The 14,438-nt window shown below is 69.1% G+C and carries 17 protein-coding genes and 1 pseudogene; 11 read left to right on the top strand and 7 right to left on the bottom strand.

Annotated elements, in window-relative coordinates:
* Positions 1-607 (top strand): response regulator transcription factor (locus tag J7E68_RS00365; protein ID WP_215168807.1); only part of this gene is annotated, 607 nt, incomplete at its 5' end.
* 28 nt (positions 608-635) lie between these two features.
* Positions 636-1,712, top strand: coding sequence for a HAMP domain-containing sensor histidine kinase (locus J7E68_RS00360; RefSeq protein ID WP_215168805.1), 1,077 nt, complete (start codon positions 636-638; stop codon positions 1,710-1,712).
* A 204-nt stretch (positions 1,713-1,916) separates the two neighbouring features.
* On the opposite strand, the gene J7E68_RS00355 is transcribed toward J7E68_RS00360, so the two are convergent.
* A complete protein-coding gene (locus J7E68_RS00355) occupies positions 1,917-2,573 on the bottom strand; it encodes an NAD(P)H-dependent oxidoreductase (RefSeq protein ID WP_215168803.1) in 657 nt (218 codons plus the stop codon).
* Positions 2,574-2,652: 79 nt separating this feature from the next.
* On the opposite strand from J7E68_RS00355, the gene J7E68_RS00350 reads away from it, so the two are divergent.
* Positions 2,653-2,991 carry a helix-turn-helix domain-containing protein gene (locus J7E68_RS00350; RefSeq protein WP_215168801.1) on the top strand — a complete coding sequence of 113 codons (339 nt, stop codon included), beginning with the start codon at positions 2,653-2,655 and terminating at the stop codon, positions 2,989-2,991.
* Positions 2,988-3,485, top strand: coding sequence for a hypothetical protein (locus tag J7E68_RS00345; protein WP_215168799.1), 498 nt, complete (start codon positions 2,988-2,990; stop codon positions 3,483-3,485). Before J7E68_RS00350 ends, J7E68_RS00345 begins: the two co-directional genes overlap by 4 nt.
* A gap of 15 nt (positions 3,486-3,500) precedes the next feature.
* Here the strand turns inward: J7E68_RS00345 and J7E68_RS00340 are convergent.
* Positions 3,501-4,987 (bottom strand): annotated as a pseudogene (locus J7E68_RS00340) (SDR family NAD(P)-dependent oxidoreductase).
* A 247-nt stretch (positions 4,988-5,234) separates the two neighbouring features.
* On the opposite strand from J7E68_RS00340, the gene J7E68_RS00335 reads away from it, so the two are divergent.
* From J7E68_RS00335 to J7E68_RS00320, 4 genes are all read left to right on the top strand, one after another.
* Positions 5,235-6,299 (top strand): M4 family metallopeptidase, encoded by a 1,065-nt coding sequence (locus J7E68_RS00335; RefSeq protein ID WP_215168797.1) that lies wholly within the window; start codon positions 5,235-5,237, stop codon positions 6,297-6,299.
* Complete coding sequence (locus J7E68_RS00330) at positions 6,274-6,579, top strand: protealysin inhibitor emfourin (RefSeq protein WP_215168795.1); 306 nt, start codon at positions 6,274-6,276, stop codon at positions 6,577-6,579. The genes J7E68_RS00335 and J7E68_RS00330 overlap by 26 nt, the downstream gene beginning before the upstream one ends.
* 81 nt (positions 6,580-6,660) lie before the next feature.
* Entirely contained in the window at positions 6,661-6,999 is a 339-nt protein-coding gene (locus J7E68_RS00325; protein ID WP_215168793.1) for a hypothetical protein, read from the top strand.
* A gap of 60 nt (positions 7,000-7,059) precedes the next feature.
* A complete protein-coding gene (locus tag J7E68_RS00320; protein ID WP_215168791.1) occupies positions 7,060-7,320 on the top strand; it encodes a hypothetical protein in 261 nt (86 codons plus the stop codon).
* 30 nt (positions 7,321-7,350) lie between these two features.
* Here the strand turns inward: J7E68_RS00320 and J7E68_RS00315 are convergent, their stop codons facing one another.
* Positions 7,351-8,391 (bottom strand): mechanosensitive ion channel family protein, encoded by a 1,041-nt coding sequence (locus J7E68_RS00315; protein WP_215168789.1) that lies wholly within the window; start codon positions 8,389-8,391, stop codon positions 7,351-7,353.
* Between the two features lie 81 nt (positions 8,392-8,472).
* Between J7E68_RS00315 and J7E68_RS00310 the strand changes: the two genes are divergently transcribed.
* Positions 8,473-9,291, top strand: coding sequence for a ribonuclease H (locus J7E68_RS00310; protein WP_215168787.1), 819 nt, complete (start codon positions 8,473-8,475; stop codon positions 9,289-9,291).
* A 37-nt stretch (positions 9,292-9,328) separates the two neighbouring features.
* Positions 9,329-9,748 carry a DoxX family membrane protein gene (locus J7E68_RS00305; protein ID WP_215168785.1) on the top strand — a complete coding sequence of 140 codons (420 nt, stop codon included), beginning with the start codon at positions 9,329-9,331 and terminating at the stop codon, positions 9,746-9,748.
* Between the two features lie 79 nt (positions 9,749-9,827).
* Here J7E68_RS00305 and J7E68_RS00300 read toward each other — a convergent pair whose 3' ends face one another.
* From J7E68_RS00300 to J7E68_RS00290, 3 genes are all read right to left on the bottom strand, one after another.
* On the bottom strand, positions 9,828-10,805 hold the full coding sequence (locus tag J7E68_RS00300) for an SRPBCC family protein (protein WP_215168783.1): 978 nt from the start codon (positions 10,803-10,805) through the stop codon (positions 9,828-9,830).
* A 1-nt stretch (position 10,806) separates the two neighbouring features.
* Entirely contained in the window at positions 10,807-11,205 is a 399-nt protein-coding gene (locus tag J7E68_RS00295; protein ID WP_215168776.1) for a helix-turn-helix transcriptional regulator, read from the bottom strand.
* Positions 11,206-11,343: 138 nt separating this feature from the next.
* Positions 11,344-12,600 carry a multidrug effflux MFS transporter gene (locus J7E68_RS00290; protein WP_215168774.1) on the bottom strand — a complete coding sequence of 419 codons (1,257 nt, stop codon included), beginning with the start codon at positions 12,598-12,600 and terminating at the stop codon, positions 11,344-11,346.
* A 215-nt stretch (positions 12,601-12,815) separates the two neighbouring features.
* Here J7E68_RS00290 and J7E68_RS00285 point away from each other — a divergent pair, with 215 nt between their 5' ends.
* The gene (locus tag J7E68_RS00285) at positions 12,816-13,568 is read left to right on the top strand and encodes an SDR family NAD(P)-dependent oxidoreductase (protein ID WP_215168772.1); all 753 of its coding nucleotides are present in this window, start codon (positions 12,816-12,818) and stop codon (positions 13,566-13,568) included.
* Positions 13,569-13,763: 195 nt separating this feature from the next.
* On the opposite strand, the gene hisD is transcribed toward J7E68_RS00285, so the two are convergent.
* Positions 13,764-14,438 (bottom strand): histidinol dehydrogenase (gene hisD / locus J7E68_RS00280; protein WP_215168770.1); only part of this gene is annotated, 675 nt, incomplete at its 5' end.

Raw genomic sequence — 14,438 nt, 5'->3', positions numbered from 1 at the left:
CGCGGCGATCGCCGCCGACATCGCCGGCGACGGAGACACGGCGCTCGAGCTGCTCAGTCTCAACTCGTACGACCTCGCCGTGATCGACCGCGACATCCCCGGCCCCTCCGGCGATGACGTCGCCCGCTCGATCGTGGCCTCGGGCAGCGGCATCCCGATCCTCATGCTCACCGCCGCCGATCGGCTCGACGACAAGGCGACGGGGTTCGAGATCGGTGCCGACGACTACCTGACCAAGCCGTTCGCGCTGCGCGAACTCGTGCTGCGCCTGCGGGCGCTCGATCGTCGACGCCAGCGCGTGCGGCCCCCCGTGCTCGAGGTGGCGGGCCTGCGGCTCGATCCGTTCCGCCGCGAGGACTACCGCGACGGCAGGTACGTCGCGCTCACCCGCAAGCAGTTCGCGGTGCTCGAGGTGCTCGTCGACGCGGGCGGCGGTGTCGTCAGCGCCGAGCAGCTGCTCGAACGCGCGTGGGACGAGAACGCCGACCCGTTCACGAACGCCGTGCGCATCACGGTCTCGTCGCTGCGCAAGCGATTGGGAGAGCCCTGGCTGATCCTCACGGTGCCGGGCGTCGGGTACCGCATCGGGACGGATGCCGATGGCTGACCGAGTCCGCCCGACCAGGCGCCGCGGCATGAGCGCACGCTGGAAGCTCACCCTGAGCTACGCGGGCGTCGTCGTGGTGTCGGGCATCGGGCTGCTCGCGGCCGTCGCCGTCTATCTGCTGCGGTATGTGCCCGACGCCGCCATCATCGCCGACCGCTTCGTGCCCAACCGCTCCGACCTGATCCGCGCGTTCATCCCCGCGGCCATCGTGATGATGCTCGTGCTGCTCGCGATCGGGCTCGGCGGCGGGTGGATCATCGCGGGGCGGATGCTCGCGCCCCTCGACCGCATCGGGCGCGCAGCCCAGCTCGCAGCCCAGGGGTCGCTGTCGCACCGCGTCGCGCTCGAGGGCCCGCGCGACGAGTTCCGAGACCTGGCCGACGTGTTCGACTCGATGCTCGAGCAGCTCGAGGCGCACATCGCCGAGCAGCAGCGGTTCGCCGCCAACGCCTCGCACGAGCTGCGCACCCCGCTCGCGATCTCGCAGACCATGCTCGACGTCGCCCGCAACGACCCCGACCGCGACGTCGACGCGCTGATCGACCGACTGCACGAGGTCAACACCCGCGCGATCGAGCTGACCGAGGCTCTGCTGATGCTCAGCCGAGCCGAGCGCCGCACCTTCACGCGCGAGCCGCTCGACCTCTCCCTCTTGGCCGAGGAGTCGGTCGAGACCCTCCTGCCCCTCGCCGAGCGCCGCGGCGTGACCCTCGATGTGGGCGGCGACACCGCGAACGTGCTCGGTTCTCCGGCCCTGCTGCAGCAGCTGATCACGAACCTCGTGCACAACGCGATCGTGCACAATCTGCCCGCCCGCGGCACCGTCACGGTGCGCACCCATGTGCTCCCCGAGGCGGTCGCGCTCGTCGTCGAGAACAGCGGAGAGGTTCTGTCGGCGCATCTGCTGGCGACTCTCGTCGAGCCGTTCCAGCGCGGTTCCGAGCGCGCACGCGGCGATGATCACGCGGGCATCGGACTCGGTCTCGCCATCGTGCAGCGCATCGCGCAGGCGCACGACGGATCCCTCGTGCTCACCGCACGCGAGAGCGGTGGGATGAACGTGACGGTGTGGCTGCCGCATCCGTTCCCCCGACCGCTCGCCTGAGCGGCCGTCGCCTGACGGGCCGTCACCTGACCCGCATCCCGTGCCGCATCCCGTGCCGAGTAGGCCCGCACACCTGCATGCTCAGATGACGGATGCATGCCGATATCCCCAGTCTCGGCATGCACCCGTGATCTCGGCCTGCATCTGTGTTTCAGGGTTGGCGCGGCCGGTCGAGAGGGCGGCCGGGTCGAGTCCCGCAGCGGGTCAGGCGACCTGGTCGCCCCGGAGTGCGGCGAGCTCGCGGCCGTAGGTGCGGGCCGACTGCTCGGCGTTCTCCTTGAGCTCGCGAGCGGTGTCGGCGAAGGCGTCGAGCGCCGGGTTGACTCCCACGAGGGTGAAGGGCCGCTCGACGACGCGCAGGTCGAGGCCCCAGACGTCTTCGAGCACACGGCGCAGCCACGCGGTGGAGTGGTCCCAGCCCTCCTTGGGCGTGCCCGGTGCGTAGTTGCCGCCGAGCACCGTGACGAGGGTGGCCGGCTTGCCGCGCAGCGCCGTGCCCTGCGGGTCGATGCGGGGGTCGGTGTAGGCCAGGTCGAACCAGGTCTTGAAGTGCTGCGAGACGCCGTAGTTGTAGAGCGGCACGGCGAAGAGCAGCGCGTCGGCGCCGATCAGCTCGTCGGCGAAGGTCGTGGCGAGGGCGCGCGCAGCGCGCTGGCCCTCGGTGCGCTGCGCGTCGTCGACGAAGCCGCCGGTCACGGCATCCGCCCAGGCCGTCGCGGGCACGGGGTCGGCGGCGAGGTCACGGCGGGTCACGGTGGAGTCGGGGTGGGATGCCGTCCACTCGGCCTCGACGAGGTCGGCGAGCGATCGGCTGGCGGACGACGCGGGAAGGATGCTGGCATCCAGGCGGAACAGGGACATGAGAGGTGCCTTTCGTTTTTCGTAGTCACTCTGTTTTTCTTAGCGACTCGCGTTAACGTAGCACAGGTAGGATGGGCGCATGGCCGAGATCGACGAAGAGAGTCACGTGTGCGACGCCGCCGTCACACTGGCCTTCAGCGTGCTCGGCAAGCGCTGGAACGGCATGATCGTCTCCTCCCTCGGAGGCGGGCCCTCGACCTTCGTCGCGCTGCGCCGCGGCGTCGCCGGCATCAGCGACACCGTGCTCTCCGACCGCCTGGCAGGGCTCGCCGAGGCGGGGCTCGTCGCTCGCACGGTCGACGCCGGCCCCCCGGTCACCGTCTCGTACGCGCTCACCGACAGCGGGCGGGGCCTCCTGCCGATCCTCGATCAGCTCGGCACCTGGGCTTCGGCGAATCTCGAGATCCGCGCGCGATGAGCACCCCCCGGGCACGACGACCCCGCCGCGCCTGGTGGATCCTCGTGCTGCTCGGCGCACTCGTCCTCGCCGGCGCTGCCGCACTCGCGTTCAGCCCCGGCTTCCGTCTCGCGCCGCCCGTCGCCTTCGGCGATGAGCTCACAGTCGATCTCGGCGAGGGCGATCACGCGATCTACGTGACCCCGTCGGATCAGTGGGGCGAGATCAAGTGCACCGGGACGTTCCCCGGCGGCGGCGTGCTGCAGCTGAGGCCAGACATGCTGCAGCAGGCGATCGTGATCCCCGAGCAGTGGGACGCCCAGGGGAGCTTCTCGCTGGGCATCGCCTCCCCCGGCACGATCACATGCGACGGCCCCGTCGCCGACGGGCGCTTCACGGTCGGCCCGGTGCTCTCGTTCTTCACCGTCGTCGGTGCCGTGCTCCTCGCGATCCCCGGCATCCTGCTCGTGATCGCCGGCGTGGTCGTGGGGGCCGTGCAGGCACGGCGTCCGTAGGTCAGACCACCGAATTCACCAGGGGCTGGGCTCGTAGTCCTTGAGGAAGACGCCGTGGATGTCTTCGCCCGCCTCGCCGCGCACGATCGGGTCGTAGACGCGGGCGGCTCCGTCGACGAGGTCGAGCGGGGCGTGGAAGCCCTCTTCGGCCAGGCGCACCTTCGTGAAGTGCGGGCGCTCGTCGGTGATCCAGCCGGTGTCGACGGCGGTCATCAGGATGCCGTCGGTCTCGAGCATCTCGCCGGCGCTCGTGCGCGTCAGCATGTTGAGCGCGGCCTTCGCCATGTTCGTGTGCGGATGCCCCGGCCCCTTGTACCGGCGCGAGAACTGGCCCTCCATGGCCGACACGTTCACCACGTACTTGCGGTGCGACGACGCCGCGGCCATCGAGGCGCGCAGCCGGCTGATGAGCAGGAACGGCGCGGTCGTGTTCGCGAGCTGCACCTCGAGCATCTCGAGCGGGTCGACCTGATCGACCGACTGCACCCAGCTGTTCGAGCGATTGACGTCGGGCACGAGTCCGCCGGCATCGATCGCGGTGCCGTCGGCGTGCTTCTCGAGCGACGACGATCCGGGGGCCATCGCCAGGCGCGCGAGGTCTTCGGCGGTCAGCGCCTGACCGCCCTGCTCGGCGACCGTGCCGCCGAGGGCCGCGACCGACAGCAGCGGATGCGAGTCGACCGACGCCTGCAGCGCCTGCGGATGCGGGTCGACCGTGTGCCCGAAGGTCTCCATCTCGGGCAGCGGTCCGTCGGGAAGAGGCTGCAGCTCGGCATCCGCGAGCAGAGAGTATGAACCGGGCGAACGGCGCACCGTCTGCGCGGCGTTGTTGATCAGGATGTCGAGCGGGCCCTGAGCTGCGACCGAATCGGCGAGGCCGATGACCTGAGCGGGGTCGCGCAGGTCGATGCCGACCACGCGCAGGCGGTGCAGCCAGTCGGCCGAATCGGGCAGCGCCGAGAACCGGCGCACGGCGTCGCGCGGGAAGCGTGTGGTGATCGTCGTGTGCGCGCCGTCGCGCAGCAGCCGCAGCGCGATGTGCATGCCGATCTTCGCGCGACCGCCGGTGAGCAGCGCGCGCTTGCCTGTGAGGTCGGTGCGGGCGTTGCGCTTGCCGTGGCTGAATCGCGCGCAGTCGGGGCAGAGCTGGTGATAGAACGCGTCGACGACCGTGTAGGGCTGCTTGCAGATGTAGCAGTTGCGGGGCTTGAGCAGCTCGCCGGCGATCGGGGCGTCGACGACGCTGGTCGCCAGGTCGTGGCCGCGGGTCTCGTCGTCGATGCGGTCGGGAGCGCCGGTCGCAGTGCGGGCGACGACGGCCTTGTCGGCGTCGGCTATCGCGTCGCGGATCTCTTTGCGGCGCACGCGCTTGACGGCCTTGAACATCGCCGCGGTCGCATGGCGCACGGCCACGAAGTCGGGGTGCTCGTTGTCNNGGTGGCCAGGTCGTCGGGGTCGATACCGGCACCCAGGTCGGAGGTGGAGTCGGGCGCATCGGTCATTGTGCCGATTTTACGCGAGATCGCGGGGTGCGTTCCTGGGAGCCTCGGGGGCGTCCGAACCCGCGGGATGCGGCCTTCCGAGCGCGGTCCGCGTGCACGTGCGAAGTCCGATTGCGCGTGCATGGTCCGGATGCCGCGGATTCGGACTTCTGTGGCGCATTCCGCCTCACGTGGCGCACCCGCTCCGAGCGTGAAGACATGCGCCGACCCTTGCCGCAACGTCCCACCCCCGGCGTAGGGTCTGAACATGAGCAGCCACACCGCAGCCCCAGGAGTCGTCCCGTCGTATCTGCTCGCGCGCCTCGCCGAGTCCGGCCGCTATCCGCGCGCCGCTGCCGCCGCGAGGCAGACTCTGACGGCGGGCAGACCGCCGTTCCGGGCCCGCCTCGACCTCTCGATCGACGAGAACGGCGACCTGGTCGCCCAGCTCTCCGATGCGCCGAACCGCACGATCAGCGATGCCGGCAACACGCAGACGCTCCCCGGTGCCATCGTTCGCGGCGAAGACGATGAGCCCGTCGCCGACGCCTCCGTCAACGAGGCCTTCGACGGTCTGGGGGCCACCTTCGAGATGCTGCTCTCGGCCTTCGGCCGCAACTCCCTCAACGACGCGGGGGCTCCGCTCGACGCCACGGTGCACTACGGCGTCGACTACGACAACGCCTTCTGGGATGGCGAGCGCATGGTGTTCGGCGACGGAGACGGCGAGGTCTTCATCGGCTTCACCTCGTCGACCACCGTCATCGGGCACGAGCTCGCGCACGGAGTCGTGCAGTACACCGCGAACCTCGAGTACCAGGGCCAGCCCGGCGCGCTCAACGAGTCGATCGCCGACGTGTTCGGTGCTCTCACCGAGCAGTATCTGCTCGAGCAGCCCGCAGCAGAGGCGACCTGGCTCATCGGGGCCGAGATCTTCACCGATGCCGTGCAGGGCAGCGCGCTGCGATCCATGATCGAACCGGGCACCGCCTACGACGACGACGAACTCGGCAAAGACCCGCAGCCCGCCCACATGAGCGACTTCGTGCGCACGACCGAAGACAACGGCGGGGTGCACATCAACTCCGGCATCCCCAACCGCGCATTCGCACTGTTCGCGATCGACCTCGGCGGCAACGCGTGGGAGACCGCGGGCACCGTCTGGTACCGGGCGCTCACGGGAGGCCTGTCGAGCACCGCCAACTTCACCGACTTCGCTGACGCGACCCTCGCCGCGGCCTCCGCCATCGACGAGACCACCGCCGCAGCCGCTCGACGCGCGTGGACGACCGTGGGAGTCTATGCAGATGAGCGAGTCCCCTCCACCGACTGATCCGCAGGTCATCATCGCGGTGGTGCGCACGGGCGGCATCGCCGGCATCCGTCGCAAGTGGCGGGTCGAGCCCGACCCCGCAGAGACGCACCACTGGATCGCGATGATCGACAGCTGCCCGTGGGATGCCGACACAGACACCGACACCGGTGCAGACCGCTTCGTCTGGTTGATCCGGGTGCGCACCCCCTCAGAGGAGCGTGAGCGCGAGCTGCCCGACTCGGCGCTCGACGGCCCATGGCGACAGCTCGTCGACGCCGTGCGCGAAGCATCCGCCTGAGACTGCGCGTCGCAGGGCGGGGCAACCACGACGACAGGCCGCCATCACGCAGGATGGGACGACGACACGAGGAGGAACACCATGCCCACGAGCGAAGAGGCCACGCGCCTGCTGCAGCTGTCACGCGATGCGTACGACCGAGGCGATGTGGTGCTGCACCTGCCGACCGAGGTCAGCCGGCTCACCGGGCAGCCGTCGTCGTGGGGCTCGTCAGAGAACGACTTCGTGAGCGATGACCACGTCGGCTACTTCCTCAGCGAGGTCGAACGCATCGGCTGGCGCCTCGAGCACACCGGCTATACGTTCGTCGAGTCGGGGGCGACGACCTCGGCACGCATGCTGAGCAGCGGAACCGGCGTCGTCAATCATGGCCATGTCGCGGGGTACTTCACGTTCCGTCGCATCACCCCGTCTGCCTGAACCGATCAATCCGGTGTGAATCCGGCGTTCCTGTCGTTCGGCAGGATCAGAATGGGACCCATGGGACTTTTCCAGCAGCGCTCCGACGACGAAGAGAACCAGTGGACTCTGCCCTCCGAACCGCTCGAGCGTTCGGAGTCCGAGGTGCTCGACACGGCGCCCACCGTCGACCCGCTGTCGCTCGGTCTCGGACTCGGTGCCGGCGCGTCGATCAGCTCGGTCGCCTTCCCCGTCGCACCGCCGGCACCCGAGGCGTTCTCGACCGAGAACCGTGAACCGGAGGACGACTTCGACCGGGACACAGCACCGGACGAAGCCTGAGTTCGCCCCGGGCAGCGGCGTGCCGCGTTCCTAAGCCTCGATATCGACCCTCGTTCGCGGTAGCGCTTCGGGGTGCTCGCGCTGCAGCCAGCCGATGATGCGCTCGCGCACCTCGCACCGCAGCGTCCACTGGTCTGCCGAGTCCTTCGCCGACATCACGAGTCGCACGGTGATGAACCCGCCCTGAGCATCGGTGACGGTTGCATCGAGCGACCGGCCGTCCCAGGCGGGCGATGCCTCGACGACGCGCTGGAACTCCGCCCGCAGCTCGTCCATCGGCACCCGCCAGTCGAGGTCCAGATAGACCGTGCCGAGGATCTTGTCGGAGCGCCTCGTCCAAGTCTCGATCGGCGTGGTCGTGAAGTAGTTGCAGGGCACGACGAGGCGCCGTTCGTCCCAGATGTAGACGACCACGTACGAGAGGTTGATCTCGCCGATCCGCCCCCACTCCCCCTGGATGACCACCACGTCACCGACCTTGATCGCATCGGTGAACGCGACCTGCACTCCGGCGATCAGGTTGCCGAGGATCGACTGAGCGGCGAGGCCGGCGATGATGCTCACGATGCCGGCTGAGGCGAGGAGGCTCGTCCCGACGGCCCTCATCTCGGGGAAGGTGAACAGCACGGCGCCCAGCGCGAGCACGGCGATCGTGACCAGCACGAGCCGGTGGATGACGAGCAGCTGGGTGCGGCGGCGGCGGGCTTCGGGCCCGATGAGGACGCTCTCTTCACGGGCGATCAGCCGTTCGAAGCCGAACGAGACGGAGGCGGCGAGCAGCCAGGAGCCGGTGAGGATCGTGGCGATGAGGAACAACCGCGAGACGGCCGGCCACCAGCCCTGCGCCGACGGCTCGGAGATCGCCCCCGCGATCCAGATCGAGACGACCGTCGTCGTCGCGATCATCGCGGAGCGCACCCGCCTGGCGAGATCACGCACCCACGGCACGCGACGACTGACGAGAGCGGCGACCAGTGCGAGGAGTGCGAGTGCGATGGCGGCGATGACGATCACTGCGGCGATCGTCGCAGCGGTGCCGACCCAGGATTCCCAAGTGATGTCGGAAGGCATCGACCCACACTATGTCGGGAGCGGAGGCGATGCGAAACGACGACGGCGGGCGCTGTCGCCGGGCGCGGCTACGGTTGAGGGATGACGATCACCGCCGCCGCAGACGGCTCCGCCCTGGGCAACCCCGGCCCCAACGGCTGGGCCTGGTACATCGACGACGCGAACTGGGCCGCGGGCGGTTCCCCGCACGGCACCAACAACCAGGGCGAGCTGCGGGCAGTGCTCGAACTCCTGGTGGCGACGGCCGGCATCTCTGAGAAGCTGATGATCGAGTGCGACAGCCGCTACGTGATCGATTCGGTGACGAAGTGGATGCCGGGGTGGAAGCGCAAGGGCTGGCGCAAGTCCGACGGCGGCCCCGTGCTCAACCGCGACCTGCTCGAGGGCATCGACGAGGCGATCCGCGGTCGCGACGTCGAGTTCTCGTGGGTCAAGGGCCACGCCGGTCACCCCCTGAACGAGGCCGCCGACGAGCGCGCGAACGCCGCGGCCAAGGCCTACCAGGCGAAGCAGGAACCTCGCCGAGGGCCCGGATTCACCATGGCTACGGATGCCGGGGCAGCCGTGGCGGCATCCGCACCGATCGCCGCCGCTGCGGGCCGGGCGGACTCGAACGACGACGACGCGGCGTGGGCGGACGCCCTCGAAGCAGATGCCGCTCTGATCGCCGGGACCGCCGACCCCGAGCCCCCCGCCCCCGCGGCATCCGCTGCGTCATCGACCGCCGACGAGCCGCTCTGGGCCGAGGCATCCGACCTCTTCGACGGCCTCGACGACGAGCCCGTCGCCGACCCGATCGAGCTGAAGATCGCGCTGAGCGGAGACGAGCACGCTCGGCTCTCCGACCGCGCGACCGCTCAGGGCATCTCGCTCGAAGACGCGCTCCGCCGCCTGATCTGACGGCCGTCGGCCCGAAGACCCCGCGTACACTCGCACCATGTCGAAGAAGAATGTCGCACGCACCATCGGTCGGATCTTCCTCGGTTCCTTCCTCGTCTTCGCGGGCGTCTCGCATCTGACGTTCGCGCGCGACGAGTTCCAGGCACAGGTGCCGGACTGGGTGCCGCTGGATCCTGACGTGACCGTGCTCGCCTCGGGAGTCGTCGAGGTCGGACTCGGCGCCGCTCTGCTCGTCGCACGCAAGCGTCGCGGCCTGGTCGGTGTGCTCGCGGCGCTGTTCTTCGTCGCCGTCTTCCCCGGCAACATCGCGCAGTGGGCGGAGCACCGTGACGCCTTCGGCCTCGACACCGACATGAAGCGATTCGTCCGACTCTTCTTCCAGCCGGTGCTCATCGCCCTGGCGATCTGGTCGACGCGCACTCGGCGGCGCGAGGTCGGCACTCCTTCCGCTCCATAACTCCGGAACTCTGCGCCGGCGACAGCAGAAGATCGGCCGATCCCCGAGGGAACCGACCGGTCTTCCGGATTTGCGGATCTCAGACCGCGAGCAGCTCCCGCTCGAGACGTGCGTACGAGGTCTCCATGCCGTCGGCCATGCCGGTGGCGAGGATCATGTCGCGCGTCTCCTTGTCGGGGTACTCGATGTAGAGGGTGATGAGCGTCGCGCCATCCTCTTCATAGAGGTTCAGGTCGTTGAGCGTCTCGACCGGCATCCCGATCATCCGCTCGGTCTGCACCGAACGACGAGGCGCGTCGATGAGCAGCGCCTCACCCTCGAAGCCGAAGGGCTGCCCCTCGGTGTCCCCCACCGGCGCCCACGAGGTGCGGTAGGTCTGGCCCACCTCGGTGGCGACGACGCACTCGGTCATGACCCAGCCGTCGGGTCCGAGCAGCCACTGCTTCATGAGATCGGGCTCGTTATGCGCGCGCCAGACCAGCTCGCGCGGTCCTTCGACGAGACGGGTGATGCGCACGTGCACGTCGTCGAGCAGTTCGACCTGCGTGCCCTTGCCCTGCGCGTAGTCGCGGAGATCCTGCAGCACGGCGTCGAGCTGGCTCATCGCGAGCTTCAGACCCTCGACCTGACCCATCTCGACGACCTGCTCGATCGCCTCGACCGAGTCGAAGTGGCTGGTCGTGACCATGCGCGTGCCGTCGGCGGTGGACTCGAAGGCGAACGACATGCGCTGCGACGGGAATCCTTCGAGGGGCTTGCCCGCTTCGTCGGCGAACGAGTCGAGCACCTCGAAGCTGTGGGGTGCGTCGATGCGCAGGAACTCCCACGTGCCCGAGGCCTTCTCGCCGCGAGGGCCGTTCATCGTGTAGTTCGCCCTGCCGCCGACCGTGTGGTCCCAGGCGGTGAAGGTCGCCGGCCATCCGGGAGGACCCCAGAAGCGCTCGAGCTGGCGCGGGTCGCTGTACGCGGCCCAGACCCGCTCGACCGGCGCTGCGAAATCGGCGACGACGGTCATGGTGAGGTTGTCGGCATCGGTGGTGACATCCGTGACGGGCATGTCAGGCTCCTTCTTCGGTTCGTGAATCATCGGTGGTGTCGGTGGTGGTGTCGGATGCGGATGCCGGCGGCTCGGCCAGCAGCTCATCGAGCCGTGCGATGCGCGACCGCCACAGCTCTTCGTATCGGGCGAGGAGCGCCCTGGCGCGGGCGATCATCTCGGGGTTCGCGCGGACGAGCCGCTCGCGTCCCTCGGCGCGCTTGACGATGAGATTCGCTGCTTCGAGCACGGCGACGTGCTTCTGCACCGCGGCGAACGACATCTCGTATTCGGAGGCGAGAGTCGAGACGGACTGCTCCCGCTCGATCGTCCGGCGCAGGATGTCGCGCCGGGTCGACGTCGCCAATGCGTGGAACACACGGTCGACCTCCGCTTCGCTCAGTTCTCTTTGTGCAACCATTTGGTTGTACGTTATGCCTGAGTCGGGCGGATGTCAAGAGCCTTCGTGCGGGCGAGACCTGAGCGGTCGAGACCTCGAAGCGCTCCGCCGGATCGGAATCCGAGCACCGGCCTGGCGTTCACCGGGGGCTCACCGACCTCAGCGACGGTGTGGCCCCGCGGCTTCCGACGCCGCCGGCGATCGCGTGATGGCGAGCGTGCGCCTGCGCATCAGCAGCAGGCAGGCGGCCGCGGCGAGCAGCACGGTCACGACGGTCGTCACGCCGAGCGGCAGGATGCTGAGTGCACCGGCCACACCGACGAACGGAGCGGCGATGCCCCCGAACCCGAACCGCACCATCCCGAGCAGAGACGATGCGGTGCCGGCCATCTGCGGGTAGCCCGACAGCGCGAGCGTGGTCGCCGGAGGCGCGGTGACCGCAACACCGCTCGACAGTGCGAACAACGACACGATGACGATCCACAGCGGCAGCGGCTCGAGCCCCGCGATGAGAAGTGCGACCGCCCCCAGGCCGGTGACGACCACTCCCACCACGAGCGTGCCGTGAATGCTCCAGCGCTCCGCGGTGCGACCGGCGAGGTAGCCGCAGACCATGTGGCCTGCGGAGTTCAGCCCGAACGCCGCGGCGTACCACTGCGGCGTGAGCCCGTAGATGTCCTGCAGCACGAACGTGGATCCGGCGAGGTACGCGAACAGTGCCGCGTACAGGAATCCCTGATTCAGCACTGCTCCGACGAACACGCGGTCGCCGAGAAGCGTGCGGTACGCATGGAGAGTCTGGCCGAACCCTCCGCGGGTGCGCTGATCCGCCGGAAGCGTCTCCGCGAACATCCGGAGCGTGATGACGAGAATCACCACGCCGACGGCGGCGAGGAACACGAACAGTCCGCGCCAGTCGGTGAAGGTGTTCAGCAGGCCTCCGAGCAGGGGGCCGACGATGGCTGCGAACCCGCCGATGACGGTCAGGCGCCCGTAGAAGCGGATGAGCGCCTTGCCCTCGAAGACATCGCGGCCGGCCGCCGTGGCGATCACGATTCCGACTCCGCCGGCGAGCCCCTGCACGAGACGAGCGAGGATCAGCAGCTCTATCGAGGGGCTGATCGCGCACAGTACCGAGGTGAGGATGTACGCGGCGATCCCGATCAGGAGGATTCCCCGGCGTCCGAACCTGTCAGACAGAGGGCCGGCGATCAGCTGGCCTGCTGCGAGTCCGATCAGGCAGGCCGTGACCGTGAGCTGAGCCACAGACGTCACCGCGCCGAGCTCCTCGGTCAACGCCGGCAGCGCGGGAAGGTAGAGGTCCATCGAGATCGGCCCGAACACCGTCAGAAGCAGGAGCACGGACGGCAGCAGACGGCGGGTGATGCTCGGGGCGGGCGACTGTTCGGAGGGCATGACCTCCATCCTCCGAGCCTGCGGAGCCCGGCGGGAGTCCCTGACGAGGGATGTATCGGCAGGGAACCCCTCGACGGCGGAGTGAGCATGAGCGATGCGCGACGGGATCCATTCACGCGCATCCATCTCGACCGGACAGGCGTAGGCTGGAACCCTAGGACGGACCGTCCGAGAAGATCTCCCGGCACCGCGACCGTCCGGAAGAGGAGTCACTCGTGGCTCAGTACGACGTCTCGAACCGCTCGGCGATCGTGACGGGAGCAGGCAGCGGAATCGGACGCTCGACCGCTCTGCTGCTCGCCCAGAACGGCGCATCCGTCGTCGTCAACGACCTCAACGCGGACAACGCGAACGCGGTCGTCGACGAGATCCGCGCCGCCGGCGGCATCGCCGAGGCATCCGTCGGCGATGCGACCGACACCGCATGGATCGCCAGCTCGGTCGAGCTCGCCAACACACTCGCCCCGCTGCGCATCGGCGTGAACAACGCCGGCATCGGCGGAGCATCCGCTCCCACCGCCGAGTACGACGACGAGGCCTGGGACAAGGTCATCTCGATCAACCTCAACGCCGTCTTCCGCAACATGAAGGCGCAGATCCCCTCGATCCTCGCGAACGGCGGCGGCTCTGTCGTCAACATCGCCTCGATCCTCGGCAGCGTCGGCTTCGCCGGCTCCCCCGCCTACGTCGCCGCCAAGCATGCGGTCGTCGGCATGACCAAGTCGGCCGCCCTCGAGTACTCCGCCCAGGGCGTGCGTGTGAACTCCGTCGGCCCCGGCTTCATCGACACCCCGCTGCTTGCCACCATGGGCGACGAGGCGAAGGACTTCCTGATCAGCAAGCACCCGATCGGACGCCTCGGCCAGGCCGACGAGGTCGCGAACCTCATCGCGTTCCTCGCCAGCGACGCCGCGAGCTTCATCACCGGCAGCTACCACCTCGTCGACGGCGGCTACACCGCCCTCTGAGTCGCGGTCGCCGTGCTCAGCGCGGCACACATGCAGGACGAAACAACGGATGCAGGTCGAGATCGGCGATCTCGACCTGCATCCGTGTTCTGGTCCTGCATCCGGCAGCGACCTACCCGTCGGAGCCAGCTTCGGTCCGGCATCCGGCACCGACCTACCCGTCAGCACCGGATCAGGCCGCCCGGAGACGCCTCGTCACCCGAGACGGTCGAGCCGCAGGGTCGCCGTCGCGCTGTGAGCGGCCATGCCCTCGGAGTCCGAGATCACCTGCACCGCGTTCGCGAGCTCGGGCGTCGCCTCGCGGCTGATGCGCTGATACGTGAGCGGCTTCAGGAAGCGCGAGACCGAGAGCCCCGCGCTGTGCTTGGCTCCGCCGGCCGTCGGGAGCACGTGGTTCGTACCGGCCATCCCCTTGTCGGAGTACGCGACGGTGCTCCAGGGCCCGAGGAAGATCGAGCCGTAGTTGCGCAGGTTCTCGTGGTACCAGTCGTCGTCGGCCGTGAGAAGTTCGAGATGCTCGGGGGCGAGATCGTCCATGAGCGCAGCGGCCGTCTCGCGGTCCTTCGCGACGGTGACCACTCCGTAGTCGCGCCAGGCGGCACCGGCGATGTCGACGGTGGCCAGCGTCTCGAGCTGACGCTCGATCTCGGCGATCACGGCATGACCGTGCTCTTCGGATGTCGTGATGAGCGCTGCGGGAGAGTTCGGCCCGTGCTCGGCCTGCCCCAGCAGGTCGGCGGCCACCAGCACCGGGTCGGCGGTCTCGTCGGAGATGACGGCGACCTCGCTCGGGCCCGCGAGCAGGTCGATCGCGACCGTGCCGAACAGTTGGCGCTTGGCTTCTGCGACGAACGCGTTGCCCGCGCCGAC

The sequence above is a fragment of the Microbacterium sp. ISL-103 genome, assembly GCF_018613995.1.
Taxonomy (GTDB): Bacteria; Actinomycetota; Actinomycetes; order Actinomycetales; family Microbacteriaceae; genus Microbacterium.
This window is presented reverse-complemented; position numbering and strand designations above follow the sequence as displayed.

What these genes read in the sequence shown, in the direction of transcription:
- J7E68_RS00290 (WP_215168774.1), bottom strand. Translation starts at nt 12,600, where the DNA reads ATGCCCTCCGAACAGTCGCCCGCCCCGAGCATCACCCGCCGTCTGCTG.
- J7E68_RS00325 (WP_215168793.1), top strand. Translation starts at nt 6,661, where the DNA reads ATGCCCACGAGCGAAGAGGCCACGCGCCTGCTGCAGCTGTCACGCGAT.
- J7E68_RS00320 (WP_215168791.1), top strand. Translation starts at nt 7,060, where the DNA reads ATGGGACTTTTCCAGCAGCGCTCCGACGACGAAGAGAACCAGTGGACT.
- J7E68_RS00335 (WP_215168797.1), top strand. Translation starts at nt 5,235, where the DNA reads ATGAGCAGCCACACCGCAGCCCCAGGAGTCGTCCCGTCGTATCTGCTC.
- J7E68_RS00345 (WP_215168799.1), top strand. Translation starts at nt 2,988, where the DNA reads ATGAGCACCCCCCGGGCACGACGACCCCGCCGCGCCTGGTGGATCCTC.
- J7E68_RS00350 (WP_215168801.1), top strand. Translation starts at nt 2,653, where the DNA reads ATGGCCGAGATCGACGAAGAGAGTCACGTGTGCGACGCCGCCGTCACA.
- J7E68_RS00315 (WP_215168789.1), bottom strand. Translation starts at nt 8,391, where the DNA reads ATGCCTTCCGACATCACTTGGGAATCCTGGGTCGGCACCGCTGCGACG.
- J7E68_RS00295 (WP_215168776.1), bottom strand. Translation starts at nt 11,205, where the DNA reads ATGGTTGCACAAAGAGAACTGAGCGAAGCGGAGGTCGACCGTGTGTTC.
- J7E68_RS00330 (WP_215168795.1), top strand. Translation starts at nt 6,274, where the DNA reads ATGAGCGAGTCCCCTCCACCGACTGATCCGCAGGTCATCATCGCGGTG.
- J7E68_RS00300 (WP_215168783.1), bottom strand. Translation starts at nt 10,805, where the DNA reads ATGCCCGTCACGGATGTCACCACCGATGCCGACAACCTCACCATGACC.
- J7E68_RS00305 (WP_215168785.1), top strand. Translation starts at nt 9,329, where the DNA reads ATGTCGAAGAAGAATGTCGCACGCACCATCGGTCGGATCTTCCTCGGT.
- J7E68_RS00355 (WP_215168803.1), bottom strand. Translation starts at nt 2,573, where the DNA reads ATGTCCCTGTTCCGCCTGGATGCCAGCATCCTTCCCGCGTCGTCCGCC.
- J7E68_RS00360 (WP_215168805.1), top strand. Translation starts at nt 636, where the DNA reads ATGAGCGCACGCTGGAAGCTCACCCTGAGCTACGCGGGCGTCGTCGTG.
- J7E68_RS00310 (WP_215168787.1), top strand. Translation starts at nt 8,473, where the DNA reads ATGACGATCACCGCCGCCGCAGACGGCTCCGCCCTGGGCAACCCCGGC.